This window comes from Bradyrhizobium sp. WYCCWR 13022 (assembly GCF_030435535.1).
Classification (GTDB): Bacteria; Pseudomonadota; Alphaproteobacteria; order Rhizobiales; family Xanthobacteraceae; genus Bradyrhizobium.
Genome location: NZ_JAUIZJ010000023.1, coordinates 315,705 through 338,745, shown reverse-complemented (window position 1 = coordinate 338,745; position 23,041 = coordinate 315,705). Strand labels below are relative to the sequence as shown.

26 protein-coding genes and 1 pseudogene are annotated in these 23,041 nt (G+C 61.1%); 22 read left to right on the top strand and 5 right to left on the bottom strand.

All coding sequences use genetic code 11. From position 1 onward, the window contains the following. The first annotated feature begins 19 nt into the window (after positions 1 to 19). Complete coding sequence (locus QY049_RS28655; protein ID WP_301270297.1) at positions 20 to 325, top strand: hypothetical protein; 306 nt, start codon at positions 20 to 22, stop codon at positions 323 to 325. 153 nt (positions 326 to 478) lie between these two features. Here the strand turns inward: QY049_RS28655 and QY049_RS28650 are convergent, their stop codons facing one another. Next, positions 479 to 1,066: a TetR/AcrR family transcriptional regulator gene (locus QY049_RS28650; protein WP_301270296.1), complete on the bottom strand. Its 588-nt coding sequence runs from the start codon at positions 1,064 to 1,066 to the stop codon at positions 479 to 481. Positions 1,067 to 1,094: 28 nt separating this feature from the next. After that, a complete protein-coding gene (locus tag QY049_RS28645) occupies positions 1,095 to 2,546 on the bottom strand; it encodes an amidase family protein (protein WP_301270295.1) in 1,452 nt (483 codons plus the stop codon). Here QY049_RS28645 and QY049_RS28640 point away from each other — a divergent pair. From QY049_RS28640 to QY049_RS28625, 4 genes are all read left to right on the top strand, one after another. Then, a complete protein-coding gene (locus QY049_RS28640) occupies positions 2,545 to 2,832 on the top strand; it encodes a hypothetical protein (protein ID WP_301270294.1) in 288 nt (95 codons plus the stop codon). The genes QY049_RS28645 and QY049_RS28640 overlap by 2 nt on opposite strands. Before the next feature lie 163 nt (positions 2,833 to 2,995). After that, entirely contained in the window at positions 2,996 to 3,181 is a 186-nt protein-coding gene (locus QY049_RS28635) for a DUF3606 domain-containing protein (RefSeq protein WP_028133503.1), read from the top strand. Positions 3,182 to 3,346: 165 nt separating this feature from the next. Next, on the top strand, positions 3,347 to 4,165 hold the full coding sequence (locus tag QY049_RS28630) for a class I SAM-dependent methyltransferase (protein WP_301270293.1): 819 nt from the start codon (positions 3,347 to 3,349) through the stop codon (positions 4,163 to 4,165). Positions 4,166 to 4,242: 77 nt separating this feature from the next. Continuing rightward, complete coding sequence (locus tag QY049_RS28625) at positions 4,243 to 5,031, top strand: hypothetical protein (protein ID WP_301270292.1); 789 nt, start codon at positions 4,243 to 4,245, stop codon at positions 5,029 to 5,031. A 9-nt stretch (positions 5,032 to 5,040) separates the two neighbouring features. Here QY049_RS28625 and QY049_RS28620 read toward each other — a convergent pair whose 3' ends face one another. Further along, entirely contained in the window at positions 5,041 to 5,805 is a 765-nt protein-coding gene (locus QY049_RS28620; protein WP_301270367.1) for a 3'-5' exonuclease, read from the bottom strand. 354 nt (positions 5,806 to 6,159) lie between these two features. On the opposite strand from QY049_RS28620, the gene QY049_RS28615 reads away from it, so the two are divergent. The 6 genes from QY049_RS28615 to QY049_RS28590 all read left to right on the top strand — a co-directional run bounded on the left by QY049_RS28615 (position 6,160) and on the right by QY049_RS28590 (position 10,302). Next, positions 6,160 to 7,086 (top strand): Ku protein, encoded by a 927-nt coding sequence (locus tag QY049_RS28615; RefSeq protein WP_301270291.1) that lies wholly within the window; start codon positions 6,160 to 6,162, stop codon positions 7,084 to 7,086. A gap of 119 nt (positions 7,087 to 7,205) precedes the next feature. Beyond that, positions 7,206 to 8,549 (top strand): adenylate/guanylate cyclase domain-containing protein, encoded by a 1,344-nt coding sequence (locus tag QY049_RS28610; protein WP_301270290.1) that lies wholly within the window; start codon positions 7,206 to 7,208, stop codon positions 8,547 to 8,549. Positions 8,550 to 8,740: 191 nt separating this feature from the next. Beyond that, positions 8,741 to 9,193 carry an Hsp20 family protein gene (locus tag QY049_RS28605; RefSeq protein ID WP_301270289.1) on the top strand — a complete coding sequence of 151 codons (453 nt, stop codon included), beginning with the start codon at positions 8,741 to 8,743 and terminating at the stop codon, positions 9,191 to 9,193. An 88-nt stretch (positions 9,194 to 9,281) separates the two neighbouring features. Beyond that, positions 9,282 to 9,569 carry a hypothetical protein gene (locus tag QY049_RS28600; RefSeq protein ID WP_301270288.1) on the top strand — a complete coding sequence of 96 codons (288 nt, stop codon included), beginning with the start codon at positions 9,282 to 9,284 and terminating at the stop codon, positions 9,567 to 9,569. Positions 9,570 to 9,624: 55 nt separating this feature from the next. Beyond that, the gene (locus QY049_RS28595) at positions 9,625 to 9,921 is read left to right on the top strand and encodes a hypothetical protein (RefSeq protein ID WP_301270287.1); all 297 of its coding nucleotides are present in this window, start codon (positions 9,625 to 9,627) and stop codon (positions 9,919 to 9,921) included. 78 nt (positions 9,922 to 9,999) lie between these two features. Next, positions 10,000 to 10,302, top strand: a complete 303-nt coding sequence (locus tag QY049_RS28590) for a hypothetical protein (RefSeq protein ID WP_367401204.1) — start codon at positions 10,000 to 10,002, stop codon at positions 10,300 to 10,302. A 34-nt stretch (positions 10,303 to 10,336) separates the two neighbouring features. Here the strand turns inward: QY049_RS28590 and QY049_RS28585 are convergent, their stop codons facing one another. Beyond that, positions 10,337 to 10,603: a hypothetical protein gene (locus tag QY049_RS28585; protein WP_301270285.1), complete on the bottom strand. Its 267-nt coding sequence runs from the start codon at positions 10,601 to 10,603 to the stop codon at positions 10,337 to 10,339. Positions 10,604 to 10,849: 246 nt separating this feature from the next. On the opposite strand from QY049_RS28585, the gene QY049_RS28580 reads away from it, so the two are divergent. From QY049_RS28580 to QY049_RS28540, 9 genes and pseudogenes are all read left to right on the top strand, one after another. Continuing rightward, entirely contained in the window at positions 10,850 to 12,538 is a 1,689-nt protein-coding gene (locus QY049_RS28580; protein ID WP_301270284.1) for a recombinase family protein, read from the top strand. Between the two features lie 616 nt (positions 12,539 to 13,154). Beyond that, on the top strand, positions 13,155 to 14,144 hold the full coding sequence (locus tag QY049_RS28575; RefSeq protein ID WP_301270283.1) for an NADP-dependent oxidoreductase: 990 nt from the start codon (positions 13,155 to 13,157) through the stop codon (positions 14,142 to 14,144). Between the two features lie 71 nt (positions 14,145 to 14,215). After that, a complete protein-coding gene (locus tag QY049_RS28570; RefSeq protein WP_301270282.1) occupies positions 14,216 to 14,887 on the top strand; it encodes an HD domain-containing protein in 672 nt (223 codons plus the stop codon). A 358-nt stretch (positions 14,888 to 15,245) separates the two neighbouring features. Continuing rightward, positions 15,246 to 15,668 (top strand): cupin domain-containing protein, encoded by a 423-nt coding sequence (locus QY049_RS28565; protein ID WP_301270366.1) that lies wholly within the window; start codon positions 15,246 to 15,248, stop codon positions 15,666 to 15,668. 215 nt (positions 15,669 to 15,883) lie between these two features. Then, positions 15,884 to 16,858, top strand: coding sequence for a GlxA family transcriptional regulator (locus tag QY049_RS28560; protein WP_279376746.1), 975 nt, complete (start codon positions 15,884 to 15,886; stop codon positions 16,856 to 16,858). A 102-nt stretch (positions 16,859 to 16,960) separates the two neighbouring features. After that, a protein-coding gene (locus QY049_RS28555; RefSeq protein WP_301270281.1) for an IS630 family transposase occupies positions 16,961 to 17,900 on the top strand; the annotation gives its coding sequence in 2 pieces (ribosomal slippage) (positions 16,961 to 17,307 and positions 17,306 to 17,900; 942 coding nt in all). A 188-nt stretch (positions 17,901 to 18,088) separates the two neighbouring features. Then, positions 18,089 to 18,730 carry an HD domain-containing protein gene (locus tag QY049_RS28550; RefSeq protein WP_301270280.1) on the top strand — a complete coding sequence of 214 codons (642 nt, stop codon included), beginning with the start codon at positions 18,089 to 18,091 and terminating at the stop codon, positions 18,728 to 18,730. Between the two features lie 31 nt (positions 18,731 to 18,761). Then, positions 18,762 to 19,511, top strand: a pseudogene (locus tag QY049_RS28545) (nitroreductase). Between the two features lie 22 nt (positions 19,512 to 19,533). Next, a complete protein-coding gene (locus tag QY049_RS28540; RefSeq protein ID WP_301270279.1) occupies positions 19,534 to 20,076 on the top strand; it encodes a DUF4863 family protein in 543 nt (180 codons plus the stop codon). Positions 20,077 to 20,253: 177 nt separating this feature from the next. Here the strand turns inward: QY049_RS28540 and QY049_RS28535 are convergent, their stop codons facing one another. Further along, positions 20,254 to 21,018 (bottom strand): hypothetical protein, encoded by a 765-nt coding sequence (locus tag QY049_RS28535; protein WP_301270278.1) that lies wholly within the window; start codon positions 21,016 to 21,018, stop codon positions 20,254 to 20,256. Positions 21,019 to 21,264: 246 nt separating this feature from the next. Between QY049_RS28535 and QY049_RS28530 the strand changes: the two genes are divergently transcribed. Then, complete coding sequence (locus tag QY049_RS28530; protein ID WP_301270277.1) at positions 21,265 to 22,221, top strand: AraC family transcriptional regulator; 957 nt, start codon at positions 21,265 to 21,267, stop codon at positions 22,219 to 22,221. 121 nt (positions 22,222 to 22,342) lie between these two features. Then, the gene (locus QY049_RS28525; RefSeq protein ID WP_301270276.1) at positions 22,343 to 23,023 is read left to right on the top strand and encodes a nitroreductase family protein; all 681 of its coding nucleotides are present in this window, start codon (positions 22,343 to 22,345) and stop codon (positions 23,021 to 23,023) included. Positions 23,024 to 23,041 lie beyond the last annotated feature (18 nt).

The following is a 23,041-nucleotide window of genomic DNA, read 5'->3' as shown; positions in this document are numbered from 1 at the left end:
AGTATGTGGAGTGCCGGTCATGGATCCGGAACAGCGAGTTGCGAAGGCCTTGGAAGACGCCCAAGGCATCTTGGCCCGGCATGTCGAGCCCGGCCCTAGAAATTGCGAGCAAACCATAAACAAGCTGCTGGATGTGCTCGACGACGAAGGCGTCGTGCAAGCGCTCAAGGATTCGAAGATGGAAAAGCCCACAACAGAACAACTCGACGAGCTCAAAAGGCTCAGTGCAATTGCGCGTGTGCCGGACGAATCGGAGATCGTGACTTCGAAGGAAGAAGCCGAAACCCGGATCCGCGATCTGAAAGACAAGGCTCGGATGGAATGATGCCTGAGAAGCTGATGAAAGGCGGGGAGCGTGAACGCTCAGAGGATGACTCCGGCGCAAAGAGCTCGGGCCCCGCGGATTGCACGGGCGACGAAAGTCCCGCGAAGATGCACGCCGCGGCGCGGCACCAGCGCGAGTAGCACGCTAACGTGCTCAATTTTCGGGATATGGAGCTCGCGCGAGTTGCAGCGCGGCGTCGATGCCCCCTTTCAGAATCTGCTCGGCATACGCAGCGTCTGGTACAGCGCGTGCGAGCTGGAGGGATCCGACCATAAGCCCGAAGACGGCCGTCGCGCGGCGGTGGCTGTTCTCGGTGTCCGTTATCGGAAGCAGCGCGGCCAGTGCCGAGACGTAGCTCCGCAGTCCCTTCTCATAGGCCTTTCGAGTGCGCAGCGGTTGACGGGCGATTTCCGGAAGCAAGGCCGCTGAGGGGCACCCTTCCGCCGGATTTTCGAGGTGGACGCGCTTGAGGTAGGCTCGGATCAAAGCTTCAAGGTCCCCGCCGCCCTGCTGATCCCCGCCGAGACGATCCTGCTGGTCGGCGAGTGCACTCGCCATCGCTTCCCGGACGAGCGCCTCCTTGGACTCGAAATGGGGAGAGAAGGCCCCTTTGGTCAGACCGGCCTCGCTCATGATCCCGCCGATGCCGGCGGCAGCGACACCGTCTCGGCGAATGCATTTAGAGGCTATATCGACAATATGCCGTCGCGTTGCTGCCTTGTGGCCTTTCTCGAAACGCATGGATGTTCCCGCTCTTCGCCCCTACGCGCTAGGCTTCCCAAAGGACTTCGACTCGGCTCGCGAGATTCAAGAGCGGACGGTCGCCTCCTAAGGGGGCATCCAACTCAAGGCCGATCGGCAGCCCACTGCTAGACAAGCCAACAGGAAGGCTAATACCGGGCAGCCCGACGCTGCTGGCCGACACAGTGTGGTTCGCTAAAGCCAGGTAGCTCACTTCCTGTCCCGCAATATGGACTGTCGCCTGGTTCTGGATCAAAGGTGCCGGGCACGGCGTCGTCGGCTGCAGGATTGCCTGCGCCCCCTGTTCGACGAACGCCCTTTGGAGGCGGCGCCGGATTTCCGGACGGCTCGCGTTGAGCGCGGTCTGGTAGGCTTCTGCCGATGTAGCACCCGCACCGCCAGGCAATACTATTTGACCCCATACTTGGTGAAGCTGAGGCTTTAGACCCTTGTAGATCTCCTCGAAAGTGGTCGGAAGGTCGTGCTGACGCAGGAATTCCGAAATGGCTTCCATCGTCTCGAAAGCGAAGATTCCCCATGTCGCGGTTTGGACGAGGACATTGAAATCGTCGCCCAGATCGACCTCGACGACTTCGGCGCCGGCGTCCTGCAGCCGCCGAACTACCTCGCGGAAGCGAGCCTCGACTTCCACGTCAACGAGATCGAGAAACTGACGCGGTGCGAAAGCCAGCCGGGCTCCCTTCAGGTCATAGCCGCCATTGGAGAGCTCCCCGGCCGACTCCTTGGTCACAACCTGATCGATGAGAGCGCAGTCCTCGACGCTACGCGCGAACACGCCCGTGGTGTCGAGCGTGTGGGAAATTGGCGCGACTCCGCCGCGCGGCCATCGCCCGGTCGTCGGTTTGAACCCCACCACGCCGCAGAATGATGCGGGCACCCGAATTGACCCTACCGTATCGCCCCCGAGGGATGCGGGTACAATGTTGGCGGCGACGGAGGAGGCGGAGCCGCCGGACGATCCACCCGACACGCGATCGCGGGCATGCGGATTCTTCACTTGGCCAAAGCGCGCGTTGTGGCCGGTGAGGCCATAGGACATCTCAACCAGGTTGTTCTTGCCGAACACAAGGGCGCCGCCGTCCTTGATGGCGAGAACGGCGTCCGCATCTTCGTAAGGCAAGAAGTTCGCGAGCCCTTCCAGACCAAGAGTTGTTGGAAGCCCTTTCGTTAAATAGCTGTCCTTTATGCCGATGGGCACACCAAGTAGCGGGGCTGTTGTCCCCGCGGCACGCGCCTTATCTGCTTCCCTGGCGGCCGCGAGTAAGGTTGGCTCATCGATGGTGATGAAGGCATTTAAGTCCGCAAGGACCTGGGCGCGCTGCATAAGTGCCGCGGTGTAGGCCTCCGACGTGATGTCGCCGTTTCGGATAGCCGCAGCCGCCGCTGCAAGCCCGAGTAGAGCCAGGTCACTGATTTCGCCGAGTGTGGGTCGGACTAAAGCGGCAGTGGTGTGGGCCATGGAAATCTCGAGAAGAGTTGAAGAAGGCATCCGTCGCCCCTCGGCCACGGATGTGATTACGGTCATAATATTAAATTACGATCGTACTTCAATAGAGGCCTGGACACATGACCGTGAGAGACAGCCGTTCTTCGCGCGCCTACAGATGATCTCCGATCCGAATCTCAGCCTTTCCGAGAACCGCGCCATCTGCTTCATGGGCGTCGGATGCATCGGCCTCGCGCCATGCTGGTCGCCGCGAGCGCTCGACGGGCCAAAGGTGATCGACGCCTTGACCAGTTTCTAGAGGCGCTGCGCACTGGCTGGCGAGCCGATGCAACTGCGCTCGAATCCGCCGCATCCGGGGCCGTGCCAACATGCGGGCTCAAGCGAGGACGATAGAATTCGTTTCCGGAACCCGCGAATCCTTGCGGCGTTGGATCGCCATCAGTTCGCAAGAGGAGGAGCCGATGGCGGCAGCGAAGAAGAAGACCGCGCGTGGACGCAAGCAGGACCGGGCACGCGTCGCTAAGGGACAGGACTACGAAGTCCGCTACGAAGCGAAGAAGACCGGCCGCTCCGCATCGGCCGTGAAGAAGGCCGTCAAGAAGGTCGGCAACAGCCGCAAGCGGGTCGAGAAGCGTCTCGGCCGCTAGGCCGGAGCGGTCTCCAGACGCGGCAGAAGCATCGCTCTTTTTCCGCCACGGGCGGAGCCGAGCTTACTTTCAGAAACCTTGTGTTGACCGTCCGGATCGGCCAACATGAGGTACTTTTTGCATTGATCTTACTTGCTTTCACCCTGCCATTTTCAAGAGGGTGTTATGGCCGCACACGAACATTGGCAGATGGATGCCAGCGCTCCCGAGCTGTACGAGCGTTATCTCGTGCCAGCGATCACCTCTGTCTGGGCCGATGACCTGCTGGATCGAATCGAGCCGGAACATGGAGAAAGCATCCTGGACGTGGCGTGCGGGACCGGCGTCGTGGCGCGACGGCTGGCCGCGCGCGGCTACGTCGGAAGACTTGTCGGCGTAGACCTGAACGGCGCGATGCTGGCCATCGCCCGGGCCAAATCCTGGGAGGTAGAGTGGATCGAGGGCAGCGCGCTGGGTTTGCCCTTCGCGCCGCGCAGCTTCGATGTCGTGCTCTGCCAACTCGGACTGCAATTCTTCCCTGATCGGCCGCAGGCCCTCAGAGAGATCGCTCGCGTCCTCAGGTCGTCCGGGCGACTGGGGCTGAGCGTGTACAGCTCCATCGAGCGCACGCCGGCCGCATACGCCTTCGTGCAGGCGCTGGACAAGTTTCTCGGAGCCGAGTCCTCGCGGACCAAACGCGCCGAGCATCTTTCCTGCGGCGCCGACGAGGTGGGGAATTGGGTGCGGCAGGCCGGATTCGACCGTGCCCAAGTCGAGACCGTGACCAAGCAGATCAGCTTTCCGTCGGCACTCGAATATGTTCGCTTCCAGCTCACCGCGACCCCGATGGCTGCGCTGTTGAAGGGGGAGGATGAGGCCGGCCGCGCGCGATTGATCGCAGAGATCGCCGACGACGTGGCCGCCCGTCTCGATCCCTCAACGCTGGCGAACGGCAGGCTGACGTTTCCCCAGGAATCCTTCGTCGTCGTCGCATCGCTTTGCTGACGCTCGACCGGGACTACTCGTTCAGGCGGCCTGCCGGCGTCCTGAAACTGGAAACGCCGATCGTAGGAGGACCACACGTGAACGAGCATTCGAAGCATTCCGAGACGCCGCCTTATGACCGGACATTGCTCCTCCACGGTTCGAAACGTAACGAGCTGCTGACTTTGGACGAAGTCCGTCGATACGGCAGCGACAGTTTCTCCGATCCCGACTTCATCCGGCTTTACGGCATGACGCCGGCCCAGTGGTACGCGCAAGGGGTACGCTTGCTCGGCCGCACAGCAGTCGAGTGCACCCGAGATGCCGTTGCCGACCGCATCGGGCAGGACGTCGCGGCTGTCGCGGCCACGCTTCCGGCAAGGGGGCGATGGGTCGTCGTGGATCCTTTCGCCGGCTCTTGCAATACCTTGTACTGGATATTGCGGCACGTGCCGCGATCGCGCGGGATCGCCTTCGAGTTCGATCCTCAGATCTTTCAGCTCACCAAGCAAAACCTCGCGGTCCTTGACCGGACCATCGATCTGAAGCACGGCGATTATCGCCTCATGATGGGGCAACTCCATACGGCGCCCGATGAGGCCATGATCGTCTTCGTGGCGCCGCCTTGGGGCACTGCGCTGAATGAGACGGAAGGACTAGATCTCCGCCGAACAGAACCTCCCATAACCGAGATCATTGCGAAGTTCGCCGAGGCATTTCCTGCCAGTCGGATCCTTTTCGCCGTTCAAGTGTATGAGAAGTTGGATAAGCGCGCCCTTGCCGAACTTCAAGGCAAGCTCGATTGGTCCGACCTCAAGATCTACGATTTCAACGTTGCCGGCAGGAATCACGGCATTCTCTTGGGAACGCGGGGATGGACGCCCTGAGGGCCCGCGTCACGCCCGGCAGGAAAATCGTGTGAAAGCGGTCAGCCTCTGCACAAGTGGGTCCACGTCCTGCAGGTAGATCTCGGTCCGGAGGAACTCGATCTCATCGTTGAGCGCGGTCTCGTCGACGTCTATGAACCAGGACTTGGGGCGCCCGTCGCTGCCGTCGTTCCAGCGATAGCCGCGTCGCTTCAGCGAGTCCTTGAGCTCGAACGCGGTCTGCTCCGCCCACACCCGCATCGTCGGCTTGCGGGCGGTCTCCAGCAGCAGGGCCAGCGCCGGCGAGCCCGTCGTCGGCAGTTCGAAAGCGAGCACCTCCAGCAGAGCGTGGCAATCGTCGACCGCCCGGTGCGCCTGGTGGAAGTAGCCAGCTCCGTTCAGGAGATAGCCGAGCTGCGAGCCCGCGAAGCCATGTTTGCGCCAGTCGATCTCGCTCATGCTGCAGCCCCAGGCCATCCGCTCGAAGACCGACCAGTAGCGCTCCGCGAACTTCCTGTCGAAACTACTGTTATGTGCGATCGTGATGAGCGCCCCGTCGACGAATGAGTTCACGGCGGCATCGTCGAATTTCTGACCGGCAACCCTTTCGTTGGTTATGCCGGTGAGCGCCGTAACTTCCGCGGAGATCGGCGCACTTGGTTCGTTGAAAGCGGAGAACGTATCTCTGATGCCGACGATGCGGCCGTCGGGCGTGTAGTCGAACTTGACCATCCCGAGCTCGATGATTTCGTCGGTCCGGTAATCCAGGCCGGTCGTCTCGGTGTCGAGAAGAATGCCCGTCCGGACCTCCTGCCCGGCGGCCGGCGTGTAGGGAGACCGGGGGGGTCAGGCGCCGAAGGACCCTGTAATCGGCCGATTTAGCCAACGCGTTGGCCATTGCGGCCAGGTCCGCCGGGTCCAGAGTTTGCCCGTCTTTGAGGGGCTGGGTCAGCGCGTCCATGGGGCCACAATACCGGCCAAAAGCTCCACGAGGTACCTGGAAAACAAGCGATTCACGACGTTTTCGGAGGTGCCCGGGGGCGCTGCGGGCAGATGGCCAATTTTCCTGTTGGCGGGCCCGGAGCATGTCGGAACCGGCAGGCTCCGTTCGTCTTGAATCCAGCACCGTCCCTCCGGAGTACCGCGTTCATGGCCCCCCGCGCCAACTGGAAAGGCTTCCTGCGTTTGTCACTGGTGACCTGTCCAGTGGCCCTCTATCCGGCGACGTCCGAGTCGGAGAAGATCTCGTTCAACCAGCTCAACCGCGCGACCGGCCATCGCATCAAGTACCTGAAGGTCGACGCGGACACGGGAGACGAGGTGCCGAACGAGGACATCGTGAAAGGCTATGAGCTCGACAAGGGCCAGTACATCGAGGTCTCGAAAGAGGAGCTCGAAGAGATCGCGCTCGAGTCGACGCGCACCATCGAGATCGACGAATTCGTCGACCGCAGCGACATCGATCCGCGCTACCTGATCCGTCCCTATTATCTGCGCCCGGACGGGAAAGTCGGGCACGACGCGTTCGCGGTGATCCGCGACACCATCCGCGAGATGGACAAGGTCGCTGTTGGCCGCGTGGTCCTGACCAACCGCGAGCACATCATCGCGATGGAGCCACTGGGCAAGGGCTTGATGGGGACGTTGCTGCGGTATCCCTACGAAGTACGGGACCCAAAGGAATATTTCGACGAGATCCAAGACGTCAAAGTCACCAAGGACATGCTCGATCTCGCCCGTCACATCGTGGACCAGAAGTCCGGCTCTTTCGAACCCGACAAGTTCGAAGACCAGTATGAGACGGCGCTGATCGACCTGATCAATCAAAAGCGGGCCGGCAAGCCGATCACTCCGAAGGAGCGCCCAGCATCGACCAACGTCGTCGACCTGATGGAGGCGCTGCGCCGATCCGTCGGCAAGGAGGCCGCGCCGGCGAAGGCCGCAAAGCCCGCCAAGAAGCCGCGAAAGGCGGCAGCCGGCCAGAAGGAAATGCTGATGTCGATCGAGGGGAAGAAGGCGGCGAAGGAAGCGACGGCGAAAAGGCCGGCGGCGGGAGCGCGGCGAAGATCGGCGTAGAACGCGGGGGCACCCGGCAGCAGTCCTTGACCATCCTCTGTGATCGCGCAGGGAGAGGCGACGGCTGCGTTGATCTTCAAGGCAATTTGCCCGATAGTTCCGCAGAGCGGAGCAGCGGGATGGCCATGGCTGAACTAGCATTGCCTGAGACGCAATATACCCAGAGTGGCGATTTCAGCATCGCCTACCAGGTGATGGGTAGCGGGCCGATCGACATAGTCATGGTCCCCGGCATCATCTCGCATATCGACTATCAACATGAGCTTCCGGGCTACACGCAGGTTCTGCGCCGGTTGGCCAAGTTCTCAAGGGTCATCACATTCGACAAAAGAGGGCAGGGCCTCTCGGATAGGCTGGCCGATGTACCCTCTCTTGACGAGCGCATCGACGATATTCGGGCGGTCATGGACGCGGCCGGATCGCGGCGTGCGGCGCTGGTGGGGTTCTCCGAAGGCGCTTCTATGAGCGTTCTGTTCGCGACGACCTATCCCGATCGCGTATCCCACTTGGTTCTCTTTGGCGGTCTGGCTCGCGTCGCCGATCTTTTTCCGCCGAACCTTACCCCGTCGGCCGCCGAAGAAAGACTGGCAAACCTTGTAAAGCGGTGGGGGAATGGAGCGTTTCTGGGGAACGTCTTCGCGAGCGACCTCTCCGACCCGGCGGCAGTCGCGCGCATCGCCAAGTTCGAGAAGCTGGCGAGCAGTCCGGGCGCCATCAAGTCCTACATCATTTCAAACCGCCGGATAGACGTCACCGGCATTCTTTCGTGTGTCCGGGCCCCCTCGCTGGTACTGCACAGGGCAACGGACAAGCAGGTGCCGGTCGCGCTGGGCCGACGTATGGCGGAGGAAATCCCAGGTGCGAAGTACATCGAATATCCCACGGGAGATCACGCATTCTGGACTGGCGACACCGAGACGGTGGTGGGCGACATCGAGGAGTTCGTGACGGGACATCGCGAAGCGGGCGACGCCGATCTTGAGCGCATCCTAGCCACTGTCATGTTCACGGACATCGTCGACTCAACGAGGCAAGCCGCCGAGATTGGCGACCAGCGATGGAGGAGCAGGCTGGACCAGCACGACGCGCTCGCTCGCCAGCTCATCCAGCGTCACCGCGGTAACCTGGTCAAGACCACCGGCGATGGGGTGCTCGCGACGTTCGACGGGCCGGGCCGCGCGATTCGGTGCGCGTTGAGCTTCAGCAATGCTGCCCGGCAGATCGGGCTACCGGTGCGGGCCGGTCTGCACACCGGAGAGATCGAGATGCGGGGCAGCGACATTGGCGGCATCGCGGTCCATGCCGCGGCCCGCGTCATGTCGCAGTCCGGCCCCGACGAGGTTCTGGTGTCGCGCGTAGTGACCGATCTCGTCGCGGGCGCAGGACTACGGTTCAGCGAACGCGGTTCGTATGAGCTGAAGGGGCTGCCGGGCAAGTGGGATCTTTTCGCGGCCGCCGGCTAGTTTTAGGCTGGCATCGAAGGATTAACCATCCCGATTTCGGCGGCAAAAAATCGAGCCGCGCCCCTTGAAATTTCCTCGTCGGTTCTAAATTTTTTTGCGACCGGGACGCCTGCGGGGTCTCGGCCGAGACGGGCGCCCGGACGGTGTCCGGAGCCTGCTCGTACCCATCTTGCTCCAAGGAGGATTTGGATATGAGGTATGATTGGACTCCCCTGTGGAGGTCGAGCATCGGATTCGACCGCCTTTTCGACGCCCTCGACGAGGTCCAGCGGACCGCCGAAGAGACCTATCCCCCCTACAACATCGAACGCATCGACGAGAACCGCTTCCAGATTTCGGTGGCGCTCGCCGGCTTCACGCCCGACGAGGTCGTGCTGACGTCCGAGCACAACGTCCTGACCTTGGAAGGCAAGAAGTCCGAGAAGGAAGGCAAGACCTTCCTGCATCGCGGCATCTCGACCCGCAACTTCAAGCGCCAGTTCACGCTCGCCGACTACATCGAGGTCAAGGGCGCCCACTTCGAGAACGGCCTGCTCGTCATCGACCTGCACAGGGAGATCCCCGAGGCGATGAAGCCGCGCCGCATCGAGATCAACGGCGCCGCACCGAGCAACGTGACCCAAATCGAATCCAGGGCTGCCTGACCGGATAGGGCAGCCGGGTTCGATCCGAAGCCGCGCGGGTTTTCCCGCGCGGCGATCCCTCAACTCGTCTTTAGAAATGGAGCAAGCGATGCGGCCGACGACCGCCCCCGCCGACAACGTCGTGGACGTCAATGCCCTGCTGCAGCCCGCCACGGCGACCGAACATCCGAGTTGCTACGATATCGTCTTGAATCCGCGCGGACGCGGCCGGTGGAAGTGGGCCGTGCGCCGGGCTGGCGGAGAAATTCTGATGTCAGGGTCAGAGTGCAGCCGCGCGGCGGCGAGGTACAAGGCCGAGCGGGCGCTGTTTCTGCTGCTGAGCGCCAGTGCATCGCGCGCGGCGTCTATCGGAGGAAAGGCGCCGGACTGGCTATAGGAACTCTCGACTTCACTGGCCGGTTGTCCGCCTTACATGGAGTCGGAGGACAACCTTGGAAAGCACGATCATCGGAGAGTTCGCCACGCGGCGCGAGGCCGAGCTGGCCGTCGAGCACGTCGTCCAGGAATGTGGCGTTGCGCGAGGCGACGTCTTCGTTCAGCCCGTGGGCGCCGGGAATTCGTCTGGAACGCGATCGGCCGGTGCGGACGTCAAGGCCGCACCAACGCCGGAAGGCCAGCAAAGGCTTGAAGGCGAGATCGAGGTGTCGGTAGATTTCCACGGCGACGAGCCGGACAAGATCGCCGAGGCGCTGAAGGACGCCGGAGCGAAGACCGTTCGTACCAAGTAGCTCTTCTGGATGGCAGGTCTCAGGCATCCCGTGACTCCGGACGGTCGCTACTTCGTCGCTCGGGGGAAACTCTGGCGGATGAGCGATCCGACCTTAGCTCCCGGCGACAAGGCGCGGCTGGTGAAGCAGTTGATGGATGCGCGCCGCGCAGTGAAGACGGCCAAAGCGGCCGGAGATCCGGAAGCTGAAGCTGCAGCGCATCGGCTCGTCGATCAGACCAAGTGTGGTTTGGGAGAGCGCGGGCCGGTGTGGTGGAAGGATGGCACGCCCGACTTCAATCGACACGCAGTCAGGAACACGCCGTACGCGGACTGGTACGCCGGGTTCAGGCGACAAGCCTCAGGCGATCGAAACGCTTGCTCCGAAAGGCCGGCACCGTGACTAAGCAGGGACTTGGCCGGGCATAAGGACGCGATCAATCGCTCGGCGGACACTCCGGGCAGGTATCACCGACGGAATCCAAGACGGCGCGGATTTCTGCGACAGCATCGTCGGCGGAGACGCCGTCGGGGTGATCGTGCCGAGCAAGCTCCAGTGCGCGTTCGCGGGCATGGGGGTCGGTCCGATCCTTTGCCCAGCCGTGCTCCTCGCATTCGTGAATCGCGCCGGCCTCCTGCAGCACGCTGATCGCCCAGCCGCGCAGCGACCGGATCGCCGGCCGTCGTTCCTTCGTCATCAGCATCGAGATGGCTCCTGCCCGGACGAATCCTTCCGCCCGCCTGCTCGTTCCGGGCGGTTAGCACGGGACAGGGATTCGCAATCGGCAGAGCTGGGCGTTGTCCCCGTGTTCCCGCGGCGCTGTGCACAACACCACGGGCGCAGCGCTCGTCCTAGGAAGCCGGTTTTCGTAGTTCGAATCGGCATTGCCATCCAGAACGCCGCGGGTGTATTTGCTGGCGCGGGTACCTCCAAGTAGCAGGAGGGGTGCATGGGTAACTGGCTCGTTGTTCCCAAAGGGACGAGCTTGGCGAGGCGGACCCGAGCGCGCCGGGCGGCGCAATACGTTCGAATGTCGAGGGAGCTTCAGCGCTACTCGATCAAGAACCAGATGACGGCCATCGCCGCCTATGCCGAGGCGAACAGTCTCACCATCGTCCGCACCTATGCGGACGAGGGCCGCAGCGGCCTTCGGATCAAAGGACGACCAGGTCTCATCGAACTGATCGAGGACGTCCAGTCGGGGCAAGCCGACTTCGATCACATCCTCGTCTACGACGTCACTCGGTGGGGGCGTTTCCAGGATGTCGACGAAAGCGCCTACTACGAATTCCTGTGCAAGCGGAGTGGCGTGCAGGTCGAATACTGCGCGGAGCTCTTCAAGAACGATGGCACCTTCGTTTCGGGGATCGCGAAGAATCTGAAGCGCGGCATGGCCGCAGAATGGAGCCGGGAACTCTCGGTCAAAGTGCACGCGGGACACTGCCGGGTCGCGAGCCTCGGATACCGGGTCGGCGCTCCTGTCGGTTACGGCCTTCGACGCTTGATGGTCGACGAAAGCGAGCAGCCAAAGGGCTTCCTCGCAAAGGGCCAGTTCAAGGCTCTGCAATCGGACCGCGTTCGTTTGCAGCACGGCTCCGCTGAGGAGGCAGCCGTGATCCGAACGATTTTCGATCAATTCGTCAACGGCCGAAGATCGTACAGCGACATCAGGCGACAACTGAACGACGCGGGCATTGCCAATCACAACGGCCGCCCCTGGACCGACGGCATGATCCCCACCATTCTCGCGAACGAGAACTACATCGGCAAGACCATCTACAATCGCACCTCGCGGCGCTTGGGGCAGAAGCTGGTCAAGAATCCGGATCACGCCTGGGTGCGGGGCGCTGCGGCGATCGAGCCAATTGTGGATCCCAGCATCTTCGCACGCGCCCAAAAGCTGCTTGCCGAGCGCCGCGTGGAGATTCCGGAAAATGAGATGCTGCTGCGCCTTCGTCTCACGCTCCGCAGGCGCGGTAAGCTCAATTCGCGCATCATCAACACGACTCTCGGCCTCAATCACGTCTCTTCGTACGTGAAGCACTTCGGTTCGCTGCGAAAGGCCTATGCGCTGATCGGATACGTGTCGCCCCGCGAGTGCGACTGGATCGACACCCGGGAGCTTTGGGCCGCCGAACAAGCGAGGCATGCCAACGAACTCGCGGAGGCGCTGCGAACCGACCTTGGTCTTCAGGTGGAGCTCGTTCTGGACGGCATAGGCCTTGATGTCGGAGGCAAACGCCTGGTTTCGTTTCTCGTCGCGCGACGCCTGGCGCGCCGCGGAGAGGATCACGCTCCGCAATGGAAAGCCTATCGAAGGCAGATCTCATCTGGTCTGCTCGCCGTGATGCGGCTGGACAGGGCAAATCGACAGATCGAGGACTACGTTCTATTGCCTGCCTCGTTGAGGTCAGGACGCTACGTGTGGCTCTCATCCGGCTCCCTTCGTCGCCATCGGAGTGCGCTTTATCGGGAAAGGGGGGCATTATACGGGGCCATCAAGGCAACGCTGGCAAAACCCAGCCGTGCCGCCCCAGCCAGCTCAGCAAAGTCGACAAACCGATCGAAAGCAGGCCAGCCCAAAGCCAAGGGCTCGGGCGGGCGGCGCTTACGGTGCGGAGATACAAAATCGCTCTGATGAGCGTGCCGTAATTCCTGCGGAAATCGCCGTTCAGCTTTGCGATCTTGGAAAGTTCCGACGAAGTGTCGACTTCGTTCGTCATAGGGGCTGGCTCCTCGCCTACTGGGACCAGCGCCTTATGAACCACTGTTTTGCCCAACAGAGCAAGCGATAATTCGCTTTACCAGAACGTCGTCCGGAATCATCGAAGCTCCTCACGTGGCGGCAGGTTCATCGCTCTCCCACGCCGAAGTCGAATAGTCGAGTGCAACCATGCGCCTGAACTTCCTCCGGGCGCGCCTGTCGATCGGCCTTCTCAAGCCGCGATGCCGTTGCCAAAGCCGAAGCGGTTGCTGGGGATCTCGCTCGCCTCGCTGCAGACAGAGTCGCAGTTCCCCACAACGACCAGCAGATCTCCGCGGCACAGAAAGTCTGAGATCGCTTAGAGATCCTGGATTCTCCAAGTCGCTTCGTCCGGCGCGATTCGATGGCACCGATAGAGGCTCGCCCGTTCCCAGCTTATTTTGTCAAGAAACGACGTGCGGCTGTCCCGATCCGTAGGATCGGATTTGTTGTTCAAAGCGGCGCTCCGTGGCCACATACGGACAAGCCAGCCAAGCAGTAGGAGTTTCAGATGATTTCGAGCAGCATCATCCGTGACGCAACTCAAGAACGAACTCTTTCGACAATGATGGCGTGGCGCGTTCGCGAGTTCGGGCCACCAGAGATCATGAAGTTCGAGCGCGTTCCACGGCCTGAGCCACACGCTGGCGAAGTCCTGGTCAAACTCAAAGCCGCTGGGGTCGGACCATGGGATGGCTGGATCAGGGGCGGCAAGAGCGCTTTGCCGCAACCGCTTCCTCTCACTTTGGGTTCGGATCTTTCCGGTGAAATCGTCGCGGTGGGCCCTGACGTCGCCGAGTTAGCCGTAGGAGATCAAGTGTACGGTGTTACGAACCCGCAGTTCGTCGGGGCCTACGCCGAATACGCTGTTGCTTCCGCAGGGATGGTTTCACCTAAGCCAACCACGCTAACCCACGTTGAAGCTGCTTCCCTTCCTGTCGTTTCGGTGACTGCATGGCAGGCGTTGTTCGATCAGGCCCAGCTCAAAGCAGGTCAAACGGTGGTCATTCACGGAGCAGCGGGCAATGTCGGATCCCATGCGATTCAACTGGCCCGCCACGCGGGCCTGCAAACCATCGCAACCGTATCGACGGACGATATTTCCGCCGTGCGCAACCTCGGCGCCAACACCATCATTGATTACCGGACCCAGCGCTTTGAGGAAGTAGTGCACGATGCGGACGCCGTCCTTGATCTGGTTGGGGGCGAAACCCAAACTCGTTCGTTCCAGGTCCTTCGTCGCGGCGGCAGGCTGGTCTCCGCAGTGTCCCGCCCGGATCAGGATCTAGCTACGCGCTATAGTGTCGACGCCAATTTCTTTCTGGTCAACGTCACGAATCAATATCTGAGGGAGATCGCCCGCCTCGTCGACGATGGAAAGCTACGGACAAGGGTGGGGGCAGTCTTACCCCTCGCGGATGCGCGCGAGGCTCATTTGATGCTGGAACGCGTGCGGCCTCAGCCCAAAGGAAAGATCGTGCTCGACGTCGGAGCAAGTTGATCGGCATCGTTTCATCGTTTCGCTCGCGCGCAACGCGCAGCTAAGCCCACACTAATTTGAAGGAAGAAACAATGACAACCCCAAATCTCGCCCAGACTCTCGTCATTCCCGATTCCTTGCTTGCCAAAGAGGCGACAGAAATCCTGCGCGAACATTCCACCGATCTGTTGTTTAATCATTCGATCCGAGTCTACCTGTTCGGTGCTGAGCAGGGTCGTCAGAGGAATCTGCGCTTCGACCGTGAGCTTCTGTACGTCGCCGCTGCATTTCACGATCTCGGCCTGATCAAGAAGTTCTCGAGCCCAGACGAACGCTTCGAGGTCGATGGCGCAAATGCCGCGCGGCAGTTTCTTAGCACCCATAACATCGCTGAAGATCAGGTGCAGACCGTCTGGGAAGCGATCGCGCTGCACACCACTCCCGGCATCCCGAAGTACATGGGTCCTGAAGTCGCACTCCTGAACTCCGGTGTGCTTCTCGATGTCATCGGGGTGGGGTTCGATCAGTTCCCGGCGGAGCTGCGCGAGGAAATCGTAGCCAAGTACCCGCGCACAAATTTCAAAGAAGGCTTCATTCAGGAATATTTCGCCGGTTTTGCGCACAAGCCGGCGACCACGTATGGCACCGTCAACGCCGCCGTCTGCGAACGTTTCATCCCAGGATTCAAGAGCCCCAACGCCTGCGACCTGATTGCTGCGTCGCCCTTCCCGGATTCCCCGCACAAGGGTCACCATCATGACTAGGGCCTATCCTCTGCTCCGGGAACTCAATCCCGGTCGCGCGCAAGCTGCCAGCGCCGATTCGCTGGCGTCTGTCATCTGGCTAACCCTCGGTGCTTGTAGCCGCGGGATTCGCTCTGGCAGCTCTGTTGTCGGTGTTGCTCAGCGGCAGCGGCGCATCAGGCCGAAGGTGATGGCGGCGGCGATGGCTTCTCATCGGAAGCTCACCATGATCATCGATTCGGCTCTGCGTTCTGGTTTCAAGCAGTTGAGTGAACTCGTTATAAGAGGAGATGCGATGATGTCGATCAGTGGCTTTGACTATGAGATTGGTGCTGTATCAAACCCTCAAGGCATGTTGGCAAAAGCAGCGAGAGGAGCCTTGCGGACGGCCACCGTCCCGCTGATAGCAGCAGCGATCGCCCTGGGAGCTTCACCAGCGATCGCGCATAACGGGGAGCAGGTGAAAGTCGCCTTCGCGCACGCACTGCCGAACCTCGAAGGAAAGAGGCTGGTTGCCGTGACGGTGACCTATCCTCCCGGTGCCAAGTCGCTGGCTCATCACCACGCAGCGTCGGCCTTTATCTACGCCTATGTGCTGTCCGGGACCATCCGCAGTCAAGTCGGCGAGGAACCCGCGAAGATCTATCACGCAGGCGAAAGCTTTTACGAAATGCCCGGTTCACATCACAGGGTTAGTGAGAACGCGAGTGACAACGAGTCCGCCAGCTTGCTGGCAGTCTTTGTCGTGGATTCGAAGGACGAGCCCTTGACCACGCCAGACAAGGCGCCGGGATCACAATAATGGCGCGACGAGTTCACCAATGGCCGTGACGGTCCTTTTGGGGAGCTGCAAGTACCTCTTGATTGGCGGCCACGCCAGCGAAATCACCCGCTGGAAGTCTATAGCCCTTGGTTAATCCCGGATGCGCGGATGTTCGTTCTGTTGCCTCGGATCGCGCCAGGCCTTTTACAGGTTCCGGACTACCTGCATAATAAGTCTCCTGAGCGGAGAGGCAGGTGCCGGTACAAGCTGTTGCGATCGTCGTCTGTGAGGGGGTCCAGGCCCTGGACGTGGCGGGTCCGATGGACGTGTTCAGTGAGGCGAACACGTTTCTCGGCAGCGCGGATCGCTACGAAACCGTGTTGGTTGCTGCTCATTGCGAACCGCTGCGCGCGTCGAACGGCATACGCATGGTCGCCGACCTGACCTTCGAGGAGGCGGCCGGCGGCTTCGACATCGTCCTGGTGGCCGGCACTCCGACGCCACCGGAAGCGGAACCGGAACCGGGCCTGCTTCGGTGGGTCAAGGAGCTGCCGTGGCGCTCGAGCGTTTATGGCTCGATCTGCACAGGAGCTTTTGTGCTGGGCTATGCCGGCCTTCTCGACGATCGGCGTGTCACGACCCATTGGCAGGATGCACAGGCACTGGCGGCGAGATTCCCGAAGGCGAAAGTCGAACCGGACTTGATATATGTGCGCGATGGACGGCTGATCACCGCGGCGGGTGTGACGGCTGGGATAGATCTGGGCTTGGCACTCGTCGGGCAGCGGCACGGCGCGGAAACGGCTCTCAAGGTTGCCAAGCGTCTGGTCGTGGTTGCCCAGCGCCAGGGCGGACAGTCGCAGTTCAGTCCCTATCTCACGGCACCTGCCGATCCGGAATCGCCCATCGCACGCATCCAGGACCACGTCATGGCGAACATTGGGGATCGCCATACGCTTGAGTCGCTTGCCGCTGTCGTCGGAATGAGCTCCCGGAATCTGGCCCGGCATTTCGGGCAGGTGACCGGGACCACACCGCACGAATTTATCGAGCGCGCCCGCGTTGATGCCGCGCGCATGATGCTGGAAGCGAGCGACCGACCGCTGAAGGCCATTGCCTTCGATTGCGGCTTCGGATCGGCGGACCGGATGAGGATCGTCTTCAGCACCCGTCTTGGCGTGACTCCCGTCCAATATCGCGCCAGCTTCCGCCGGGCGGAATCGGAATAGATCGCGAACTAAAGCGGGATGGGGTTAGGTTGAATCGATTTGGGATTCCCAAATCAGTGTGTTTCTGATTCACCATGCTGGCTGGATCGGAGGCCAGCATGGATGGGTAAGCCTTACTCTCTGGATCTTCGCAAGCGTGTCGTGGCTGCGATCGAGGGCGGGATGTCCCGCAATCAGGCGGCCAAGCAGTTTGGAGTAGCGATCAGCACGGCCATCGGTTGGATGCAGCGGGTCGAAGAGACCGGCAGCGTTGAGCCTGGCCAAATGGGCGGTCACAAGCCGAAGGCGGTTTCGGGAGACCACGCCGTCTGGCTGTCGCAGCGGATCAAGGACGGCGATTTCACCATACGTGGTCTCATTGCTGAGCTTGCCAGTCGCGGTCTGAAGGTCGACTACCACTCGGTGTGGGACTTCGTGCATGCCGAGAAGCTCAGCTTCAAAAAAAAGCGTGGCGGCTGGCGAACGCGATCGACCCGAGGTGGCGCGGCGGCGAGCTCAGTGGGCAAAGTATCAAAATCGCGTCGAAGCTGATCGCCTGGTCTTCATCGACGAGACTTGGACCAGGACCGATATGGCGCCCTTGCGGGGATGGGCGCCGCGCGGCCACAGATTTCACGCCAAGGTTCCCCATGGCCGCTGGAAGACCATGACCTTCCTGGCGGCCCTGCGCCATGACCGGATCGATGCACCGTGGTTCATCGAGGGGCCGATCGACGGCGTAAGCTTTCGCACCTATGTCGAGAAGGTTCTTCTGCCCGTCCTTCGACCCGGCGATATCGTCATCCTGGATAACCTCGGCAGCCACAGAAGCAAGGCAGTTCGCCAACTCATCCGTTCGGTCGGTGCCAAGCTCTTCTTCCTGCCAAAATACTCGCCCGACCTGAACCCGATCGAACAAGTCTTTGCCAAGCTCAAGCACCTGCTTCGCAAAGCTGCCGCGCGAACCGTCGACGCAGTCTGCGCCGCAATCGGCCACGCACTCGATGCCTTCACCTCCGAGGAATGCGCCAACTACCTCAAAAATTCAGGCTATCGAACTTAATGCCATCACGCTTTAACTGGCGATAGAGCAGTCGTCTCCTGCTGCCAAGAACGCTCCGACAGGCGTGCTGTCAGGAAACGACGTACCGCTGTCCTGATCCATAGCATCCCGAACGTTGTCCGGCGACGGGCTCTGTTGCCTAATACCGAAAAGCAAGGAGCCTGCTACTCAACCAAGGAAATTGTCCCATGTCCGAGATCATCGCCGGCATCCGCGTTCCCGACAGTGCTATCGCCCGCGCCGCTACGCAGCTTGTGCGCGATACCGAAGACGACCTGCTCTACAACCACAGTCGCCGGGTCTTCCTGTGGGGCGCTCTCACGGGCGAGCGCCGCCGGCTGAAATACGACCCGGAACTGCTTTACCTCGGCGCCATGTTCCACGACATGGGTCTGACCGAGAAATACTCGAGCCCGGATCTGCGATTCGAGGTCGACGGCGCCAATGCAGCGCGCGAATTCATGAAAAGCTACGGCGTGCCCGAGCGTGACATCGAGGACGTCTGGACTGCCATCGCGCTCCACACCACGCCGGGGATCCCCGAGCATATGCGCCCGACCATTTCGCTGGTGACCGCCGGTGTGGAGATGGACGTGCTCGGCATCGCCTATCACGACTTCTCGCAAGAACAGCGCGACCATGTCTGCGTCCATCACCCACGCGAGACAAATTTCAAGGAGAATATCATCGATCACTTCGCCAACGGTATCATCAAGAAGCCGCTGACGACGTTCGGAAATGTGAAGGCCGACGTCCTGGCCCTGAAGGACATGAACTTTGTCCGTCAGAACTTCTGCTCGATCATCCTTGGCTCAGCCTGGCCGCACTGAGCGCTCGTTGCTCCGAGCCGAGGAAGCCGAGATGGATACCAGCCGTACGACGACGTCCGGTCCTGAACAAGCCGCCATCGGCACGCGTGAAGGAGATGTCATTGTGCAGAGCCCAATCGATCAGATTTTGGTCGGCCGATTTGCGTGCCGCGAGTTTTGCAACGCTCCTGTCCCGCGACGCACAATCGAGCAGATCCTCCATATCGCAAGGTTCGCTCCCAGCGGTGCGAATATCCAGCCTTGGCACGTCTACGTGCTGGCAGGAGCGGCCAAGGACTGAGTTTCGACGGCGCTGTTGGACGCGCACGAAAATTCGCGCGACGAGCACGTCTCGGAATACAAATACTACGCCAACGATTTGCCGGACCCGTACCTCAAACGCCGGCAAGAATTTGGTCGGTTGTTCTACGGATCGCTCGGAATTGCTCAGATCGATCTCGAGGCGAGAAGCAAACAAACCGCGAAGAATTATACATTCTTCGGCGCGCCGGTGGGATTGATCGTGACCATCGACCGTCGCCTGGAAGTCGGAAGCTGGCTCGACCTCGGAATGTTCGTGCAGAACGTGATGCTCGCGGCGGCCGGACGCGGGCTTCAATCGTGCCCGCAGGAAACGTTCGCAAAATACCATCGAATTTTGCGCCCGCTGCTGTCAATTCCGGCGGAGCAGATGGTTGTGTGCGGCATCTCGGTCGGCAAGGCCAAGGTTGAGCGGCCGGATAGATTGATGCCGCGGGCGGACATTGATGAGTTCGCCACGTTCGTAGGGTTCGAAACGTAGTAGTCGAAGAGGAGAGATCGCAATGGGAAGCCGGGAAGAACTGATTCAGCGCAGCATTCCGTTTCTCCGGGAAGTCAAGGACAAGACGCCTGGCGCCGAGATGGAACGTTGGCTCAACGAGACATATGGCGAAAATAGCGCGCTCTACCAGGATCTGGCTCGCCTGATCAAAATCGGGGTCGAGGAGGGATGGGCGGCAAACCAGGAGGTGGACGGCCCGAATTACCGGCGCAGCCGCATCCTGGAGCCCACTCCCGAAACGTTCCAGTTCAGCATCACCGCCGTGTACATGGACAGCGCCGATCCGCGCCGCTTCAAGGACGAAGACGATCACGACGTGTTGCGCGGACAATACCATGGCCATCCCTATGGGGAGCTCAACCTAGTGGTGCCCTTGAACAAGGGAGCGGAGTTGAAGGGATTGCAGGGCTGGCAGGGCCCGGGCTGGACGGCGCCCGATCCGGGCAGCAGGCACTATCCCGAGGTCAGGGGCGGCGCGGTGATCGCGCTGTTCTATCTGCCGGCCGGACGCATCTCCTATGATTTCGAGCCTCCGACTGGATGAGCGAAACAAAATCCTTTTGAGAATTTGACGCGCAATCCGGATGTCGATAGTAGCCCTACGAAGCCCTAGCGAACACATGGATCCGCGCGACCTTGTCAGGCGCAGAAGGTGACGGCACTTCATCTCGCTCGTCCGCAAAATCGCGCGAGATGGTGCATCCCCCTGCCTGCTTTTTGGCTACTTCAGACTGATGAAACGCGACGGACCCGGCACCACTGTCTTCTTGAGATCTGCGAGCAGGGGCGCAGCATCAGACCGCGAAAGCTCGGCACTACTCGCGAGCAGGCGCACGATCTCCCAATCCTGCCTCGCAAGCGAATACCGGAGAGGCTCGATGCGCTCCATGTAGAACTGCAAGAACAGCGGTCGGGCTATCGGATCCTTGAGTCTATGGCCCGTTACATCGGCGTTGACATCGATGAGTCTCGCCGCAAGGGCCATTCGCAGGAGCTCCAGTGCTTGAGCGCTCGGAGGGTTAGGGCCATCGTTCCTGTCGCCGGCGCTGCTGACGGCATCGAGAAGGGCCCATGCTTGATCTGGTTCAAGCGGATGTGACGCAGCGATGCGCTTATCGATATCCTCGGCCCACCAGCGCAGTTCGCGCGCCAACACCTTATCGCGATGTTCTTCTCGCGCCTGGCTTGCAACGTACTCCGCGGTACGGCGCTGCTTCTGAAGTGTTTGCGGCACAAAGCCGCACACCGCACTCAACGCGACCATGAGAAACGCCAACGCCGCGCGCCGCGGCACTATGACAGGAACTCGCCAGCAGAGAGTGAGGACGGCAGCCGTGAGCACGGCGATTGCGACGAGAGCCGAAAGCGTAAGTCGATCGAGCTCGGTCGCCCCCTCTATGAGCAGGTTGTCCAACCTGAAACGGATGACATTGAACGCGCTCGCGAACGCGATGACGATTTGGAGGGCGGGAATGAGCCAGCGCATGGCGATCTGTCGTTGGAAACTACCTATTTGAAGCGTCGACGTGCTGCATCTGGCGAATTGGCCGCATAGAAGGCGCTGGTTCGAGTTTGACGCGGACCTTGCAAGAAAGGTTCATCCGGCTAGTCAAGCGGTTCTCCGCGCTCTGCGCTCGTTTGTCGAAGGCCGCGCTGACACGGAACGCCAAGCCTTTGGCCGAAGGAGCGGCTAAATTGAATGCTCCGTCGGCGATTCACGTCTTGAGGTCTTATGTCTCAAATCGACTGGTTGAGTCATCTCCTGCAAATCATCAGCGTTACTGGCCAACTTGAGGTTCGCTGCGCCTACGGCGCACCATGGCGTCTCACCTGGCCTAAGGCGGCGGCGAACGAGATCCCCTACCATGTCATAGTCAGGGGCAGTGCCATTTTCGAAGACCCGGATTCGAGAACGGTGCAGGAGCTTGGGAGCGGGGATATCGTGCTGCTTCCTCACGGTTCGTCGCACATGCTGCACGACGGCAGCGGCGAAACGCCGATCAGCACGCGCCAAAGCAGGGGCTCCGCGGGATGGATGTTGAGCGAGAACGATGGACCGGGTGAGCAACTCGATCTGCTTTGCGGACGGTTTTTCGTCGTGCCACCCCATGATCGATTGATCCGCAACTATCTGCCGGCAAATCTGGTCGTGCGGGCTGTGAAAAACCATGGAGAAGAGGACATCGCCTCGGCGTCGAGTCAACTTTCCGGACTGGTCGGCCTGATGCGAATGGAGTCCGCTGGTGACAGAGCGGGAGGACGCGCCATTCTTAACGCGCTTTCTTCGGTCCTGTTCACTCTGGTTCTCCGCGCCGCGAGCGAAGCAGGCAAATCCACCGAAGGCTTGTTGGCGCTTGCCGGCAATCCGAGATTGGCAGCGGCCATTGCGGCGATGTTCGCGGATCCGGCGCGACCTTGGAAACTTCCAGATCTGGCGGATCTATGCGGCATGTCACGCGCAACATTCATGCGCCAGTTTCAGGACAGGTTAGGCCGCTCCGCCCTCGACCTGTTGACCGATCTTCGTATGAGCATGGCCGCCAACGAGCTCAAGAAGCCGACGATCAGCACGGAAGCTGTGGCTGAAACGGTCGGCTATCAATCCGTTTCGGCATTCCGGCGTGTGTTTGCGGAGAGAATGGGGATGACGCCAGGGGAATGGCGCCGACTGGCGCATAACGGCGAGTAGGCTACCAGGGGGACCGATACATTGATCCTTTTGAGCATCATTATGAGCCAATAGAGGCTCGAAATTATCAATTCCATCAGTAGGTTGGGACTCCGTAATCACTTGATGAGGGAGTTACCCAATGCACAACACCGCTACAACCGCTGCCGATCGCGCAACCTCCCGCTGGCTCGTAGGGCCGCTGCCGACAAACGCCGTCATCGAAACCATTCTGAGCCGCAGTGCTGCGAAGTACTATGACTCGACCGCCACCTTAAGCGATGATCAGATCCGCGACCTGGTGCGAATCGGCACTTCAGCGCCGACGTCCTTCCATCTGCAGAACTGGCGCTTCATCGCCGTCCGCTCACCCGAAGTGAAGGCACGGCTGCTTCCGATCGCCTGGAATCAGCCCGCAATCACCGAAGCCGCCGTGACCTTCATCATCATCGGCCAGTTGGCCGATGCCAGCACCGTCCCTGACCGCTTGGCGCCGGTCGTGGAAGCCGGGATCATGCCGGCACATGTGGTGCCGGAATGGGAGGGGCCTGCTCGCGGCCTCTACGACGATCATCCGCAGCGTCAGCGCGACGAGGCCGTACGCTCCGCGACCTTCGGCGCCGCGGCCATCATCTATGCGGCCCGCTCGTTAGGCCTGGGTTCGACACCGATGATCGGTTTCGACGCAGAGGCGGTGCACAGAGAGTTCGCCCTCGCCGAAGACGAAATCCCCGTCATGCTGCTAACTGTTGGGCCGGAGCGGCCCGGCAACTGGCCGCGGAAGCCGCGCTTGCCCGCGGCCGATGTGCTGCACTTCGCATAATCGATCCCGAAGCCAATC

What these genes read in the sequence shown, in the direction of transcription:
- QY049_RS28630 (WP_301270293.1), top strand. Translation starts at nt 3,347, where the DNA reads ATGGCCGCACACGAACATTGGCAGATGGATGCCAGCGCTCCCGAGCTG.
- QY049_RS28525 (WP_301270276.1), top strand. Translation starts at nt 22,343, where the DNA reads ATGCACAACACCGCTACAACCGCTGCCGATCGCGCAACCTCCCGCTGG.
- QY049_RS28635 (WP_028133503.1), top strand. Translation starts at nt 2,996, where the DNA reads ATGGCGGCAGCGAAGAAGAAGACCGCGCGTGGACGCAAGCAGGACCGG.
- QY049_RS28610 (WP_301270290.1), top strand. Translation starts at nt 7,206, where the DNA reads ATGGCCATGGCTGAACTAGCATTGCCTGAGACGCAATATACCCAGAGT.
- QY049_RS28615 (WP_301270291.1), top strand. Translation starts at nt 6,160, where the DNA reads ATGGCCCCCCGCGCCAACTGGAAAGGCTTCCTGCGTTTGTCACTGGTG.
- QY049_RS28550 (WP_301270280.1), top strand. Translation starts at nt 18,089, where the DNA reads ATGTCCGAGATCATCGCCGGCATCCGCGTTCCCGACAGTGCTATCGCC.
- QY049_RS28600 (WP_301270288.1), top strand. Translation starts at nt 9,282, where the DNA reads ATGCGGCCGACGACCGCCCCCGCCGACAACGTCGTGGACGTCAATGCC.
- QY049_RS28570 (WP_301270282.1), top strand. Translation starts at nt 14,216, where the DNA reads ATGACAACCCCAAATCTCGCCCAGACTCTCGTCATTCCCGATTCCTTG.
- QY049_RS28585 (WP_301270285.1), bottom strand. Translation starts at nt 10,603, where the DNA reads ATGCTGATGACGAAGGAACGACGGCCGGCGATCCGGTCGCTGCGCGGC.
- QY049_RS28655 (WP_301270297.1), top strand. Translation starts at nt 20, where the DNA reads ATGGATCCGGAACAGCGAGTTGCGAAGGCCTTGGAAGACGCCCAAGGC.
- QY049_RS28580 (WP_301270284.1), top strand. Translation starts at nt 10,850, where the DNA reads ATGGGTAACTGGCTCGTTGTTCCCAAAGGGACGAGCTTGGCGAGGCGG.
- QY049_RS28535 (WP_301270278.1), bottom strand. Translation starts at nt 21,018, where the DNA reads ATGCGCTGGCTCATTCCCGCCCTCCAAATCGTCATCGCGTTCGCGAGC.
- QY049_RS28575 (WP_301270283.1), top strand. Translation starts at nt 13,155, where the DNA reads ATGATTTCGAGCAGCATCATCCGTGACGCAACTCAAGAACGAACTCTT.
- QY049_RS28590 (WP_367401204.1), top strand. Translation starts at nt 10,000, where the DNA reads ATGAGCGATCCGACCTTAGCTCCCGGCGACAAGGCGCGGCTGGTGAAG.
- QY049_RS28650 (WP_301270296.1), bottom strand. Translation starts at nt 1,066, where the DNA reads ATGCGTTTCGAGAAAGGCCACAAGGCAGCAACGCGACGGCATATTGTC.
- QY049_RS28645 (WP_301270295.1), bottom strand. Translation starts at nt 2,546, where the DNA reads ATGGCCCACACCACTGCCGCTTTAGTCCGACCCACACTCGGCGAAATC.
- QY049_RS28640 (WP_301270294.1), top strand. Translation starts at nt 2,545, where the DNA reads ATGGAAATCTCGAGAAGAGTTGAAGAAGGCATCCGTCGCCCCTCGGCC.
- QY049_RS28605 (WP_301270289.1), top strand. Translation starts at nt 8,741, where the DNA reads ATGAGGTATGATTGGACTCCCCTGTGGAGGTCGAGCATCGGATTCGAC.
- QY049_RS28530 (WP_301270277.1), top strand. Translation starts at nt 21,265, where the DNA reads ATGTCTCAAATCGACTGGTTGAGTCATCTCCTGCAAATCATCAGCGTT.
- QY049_RS28540 (WP_301270279.1), top strand. Translation starts at nt 19,534, where the DNA reads ATGGGAAGCCGGGAAGAACTGATTCAGCGCAGCATTCCGTTTCTCCGG.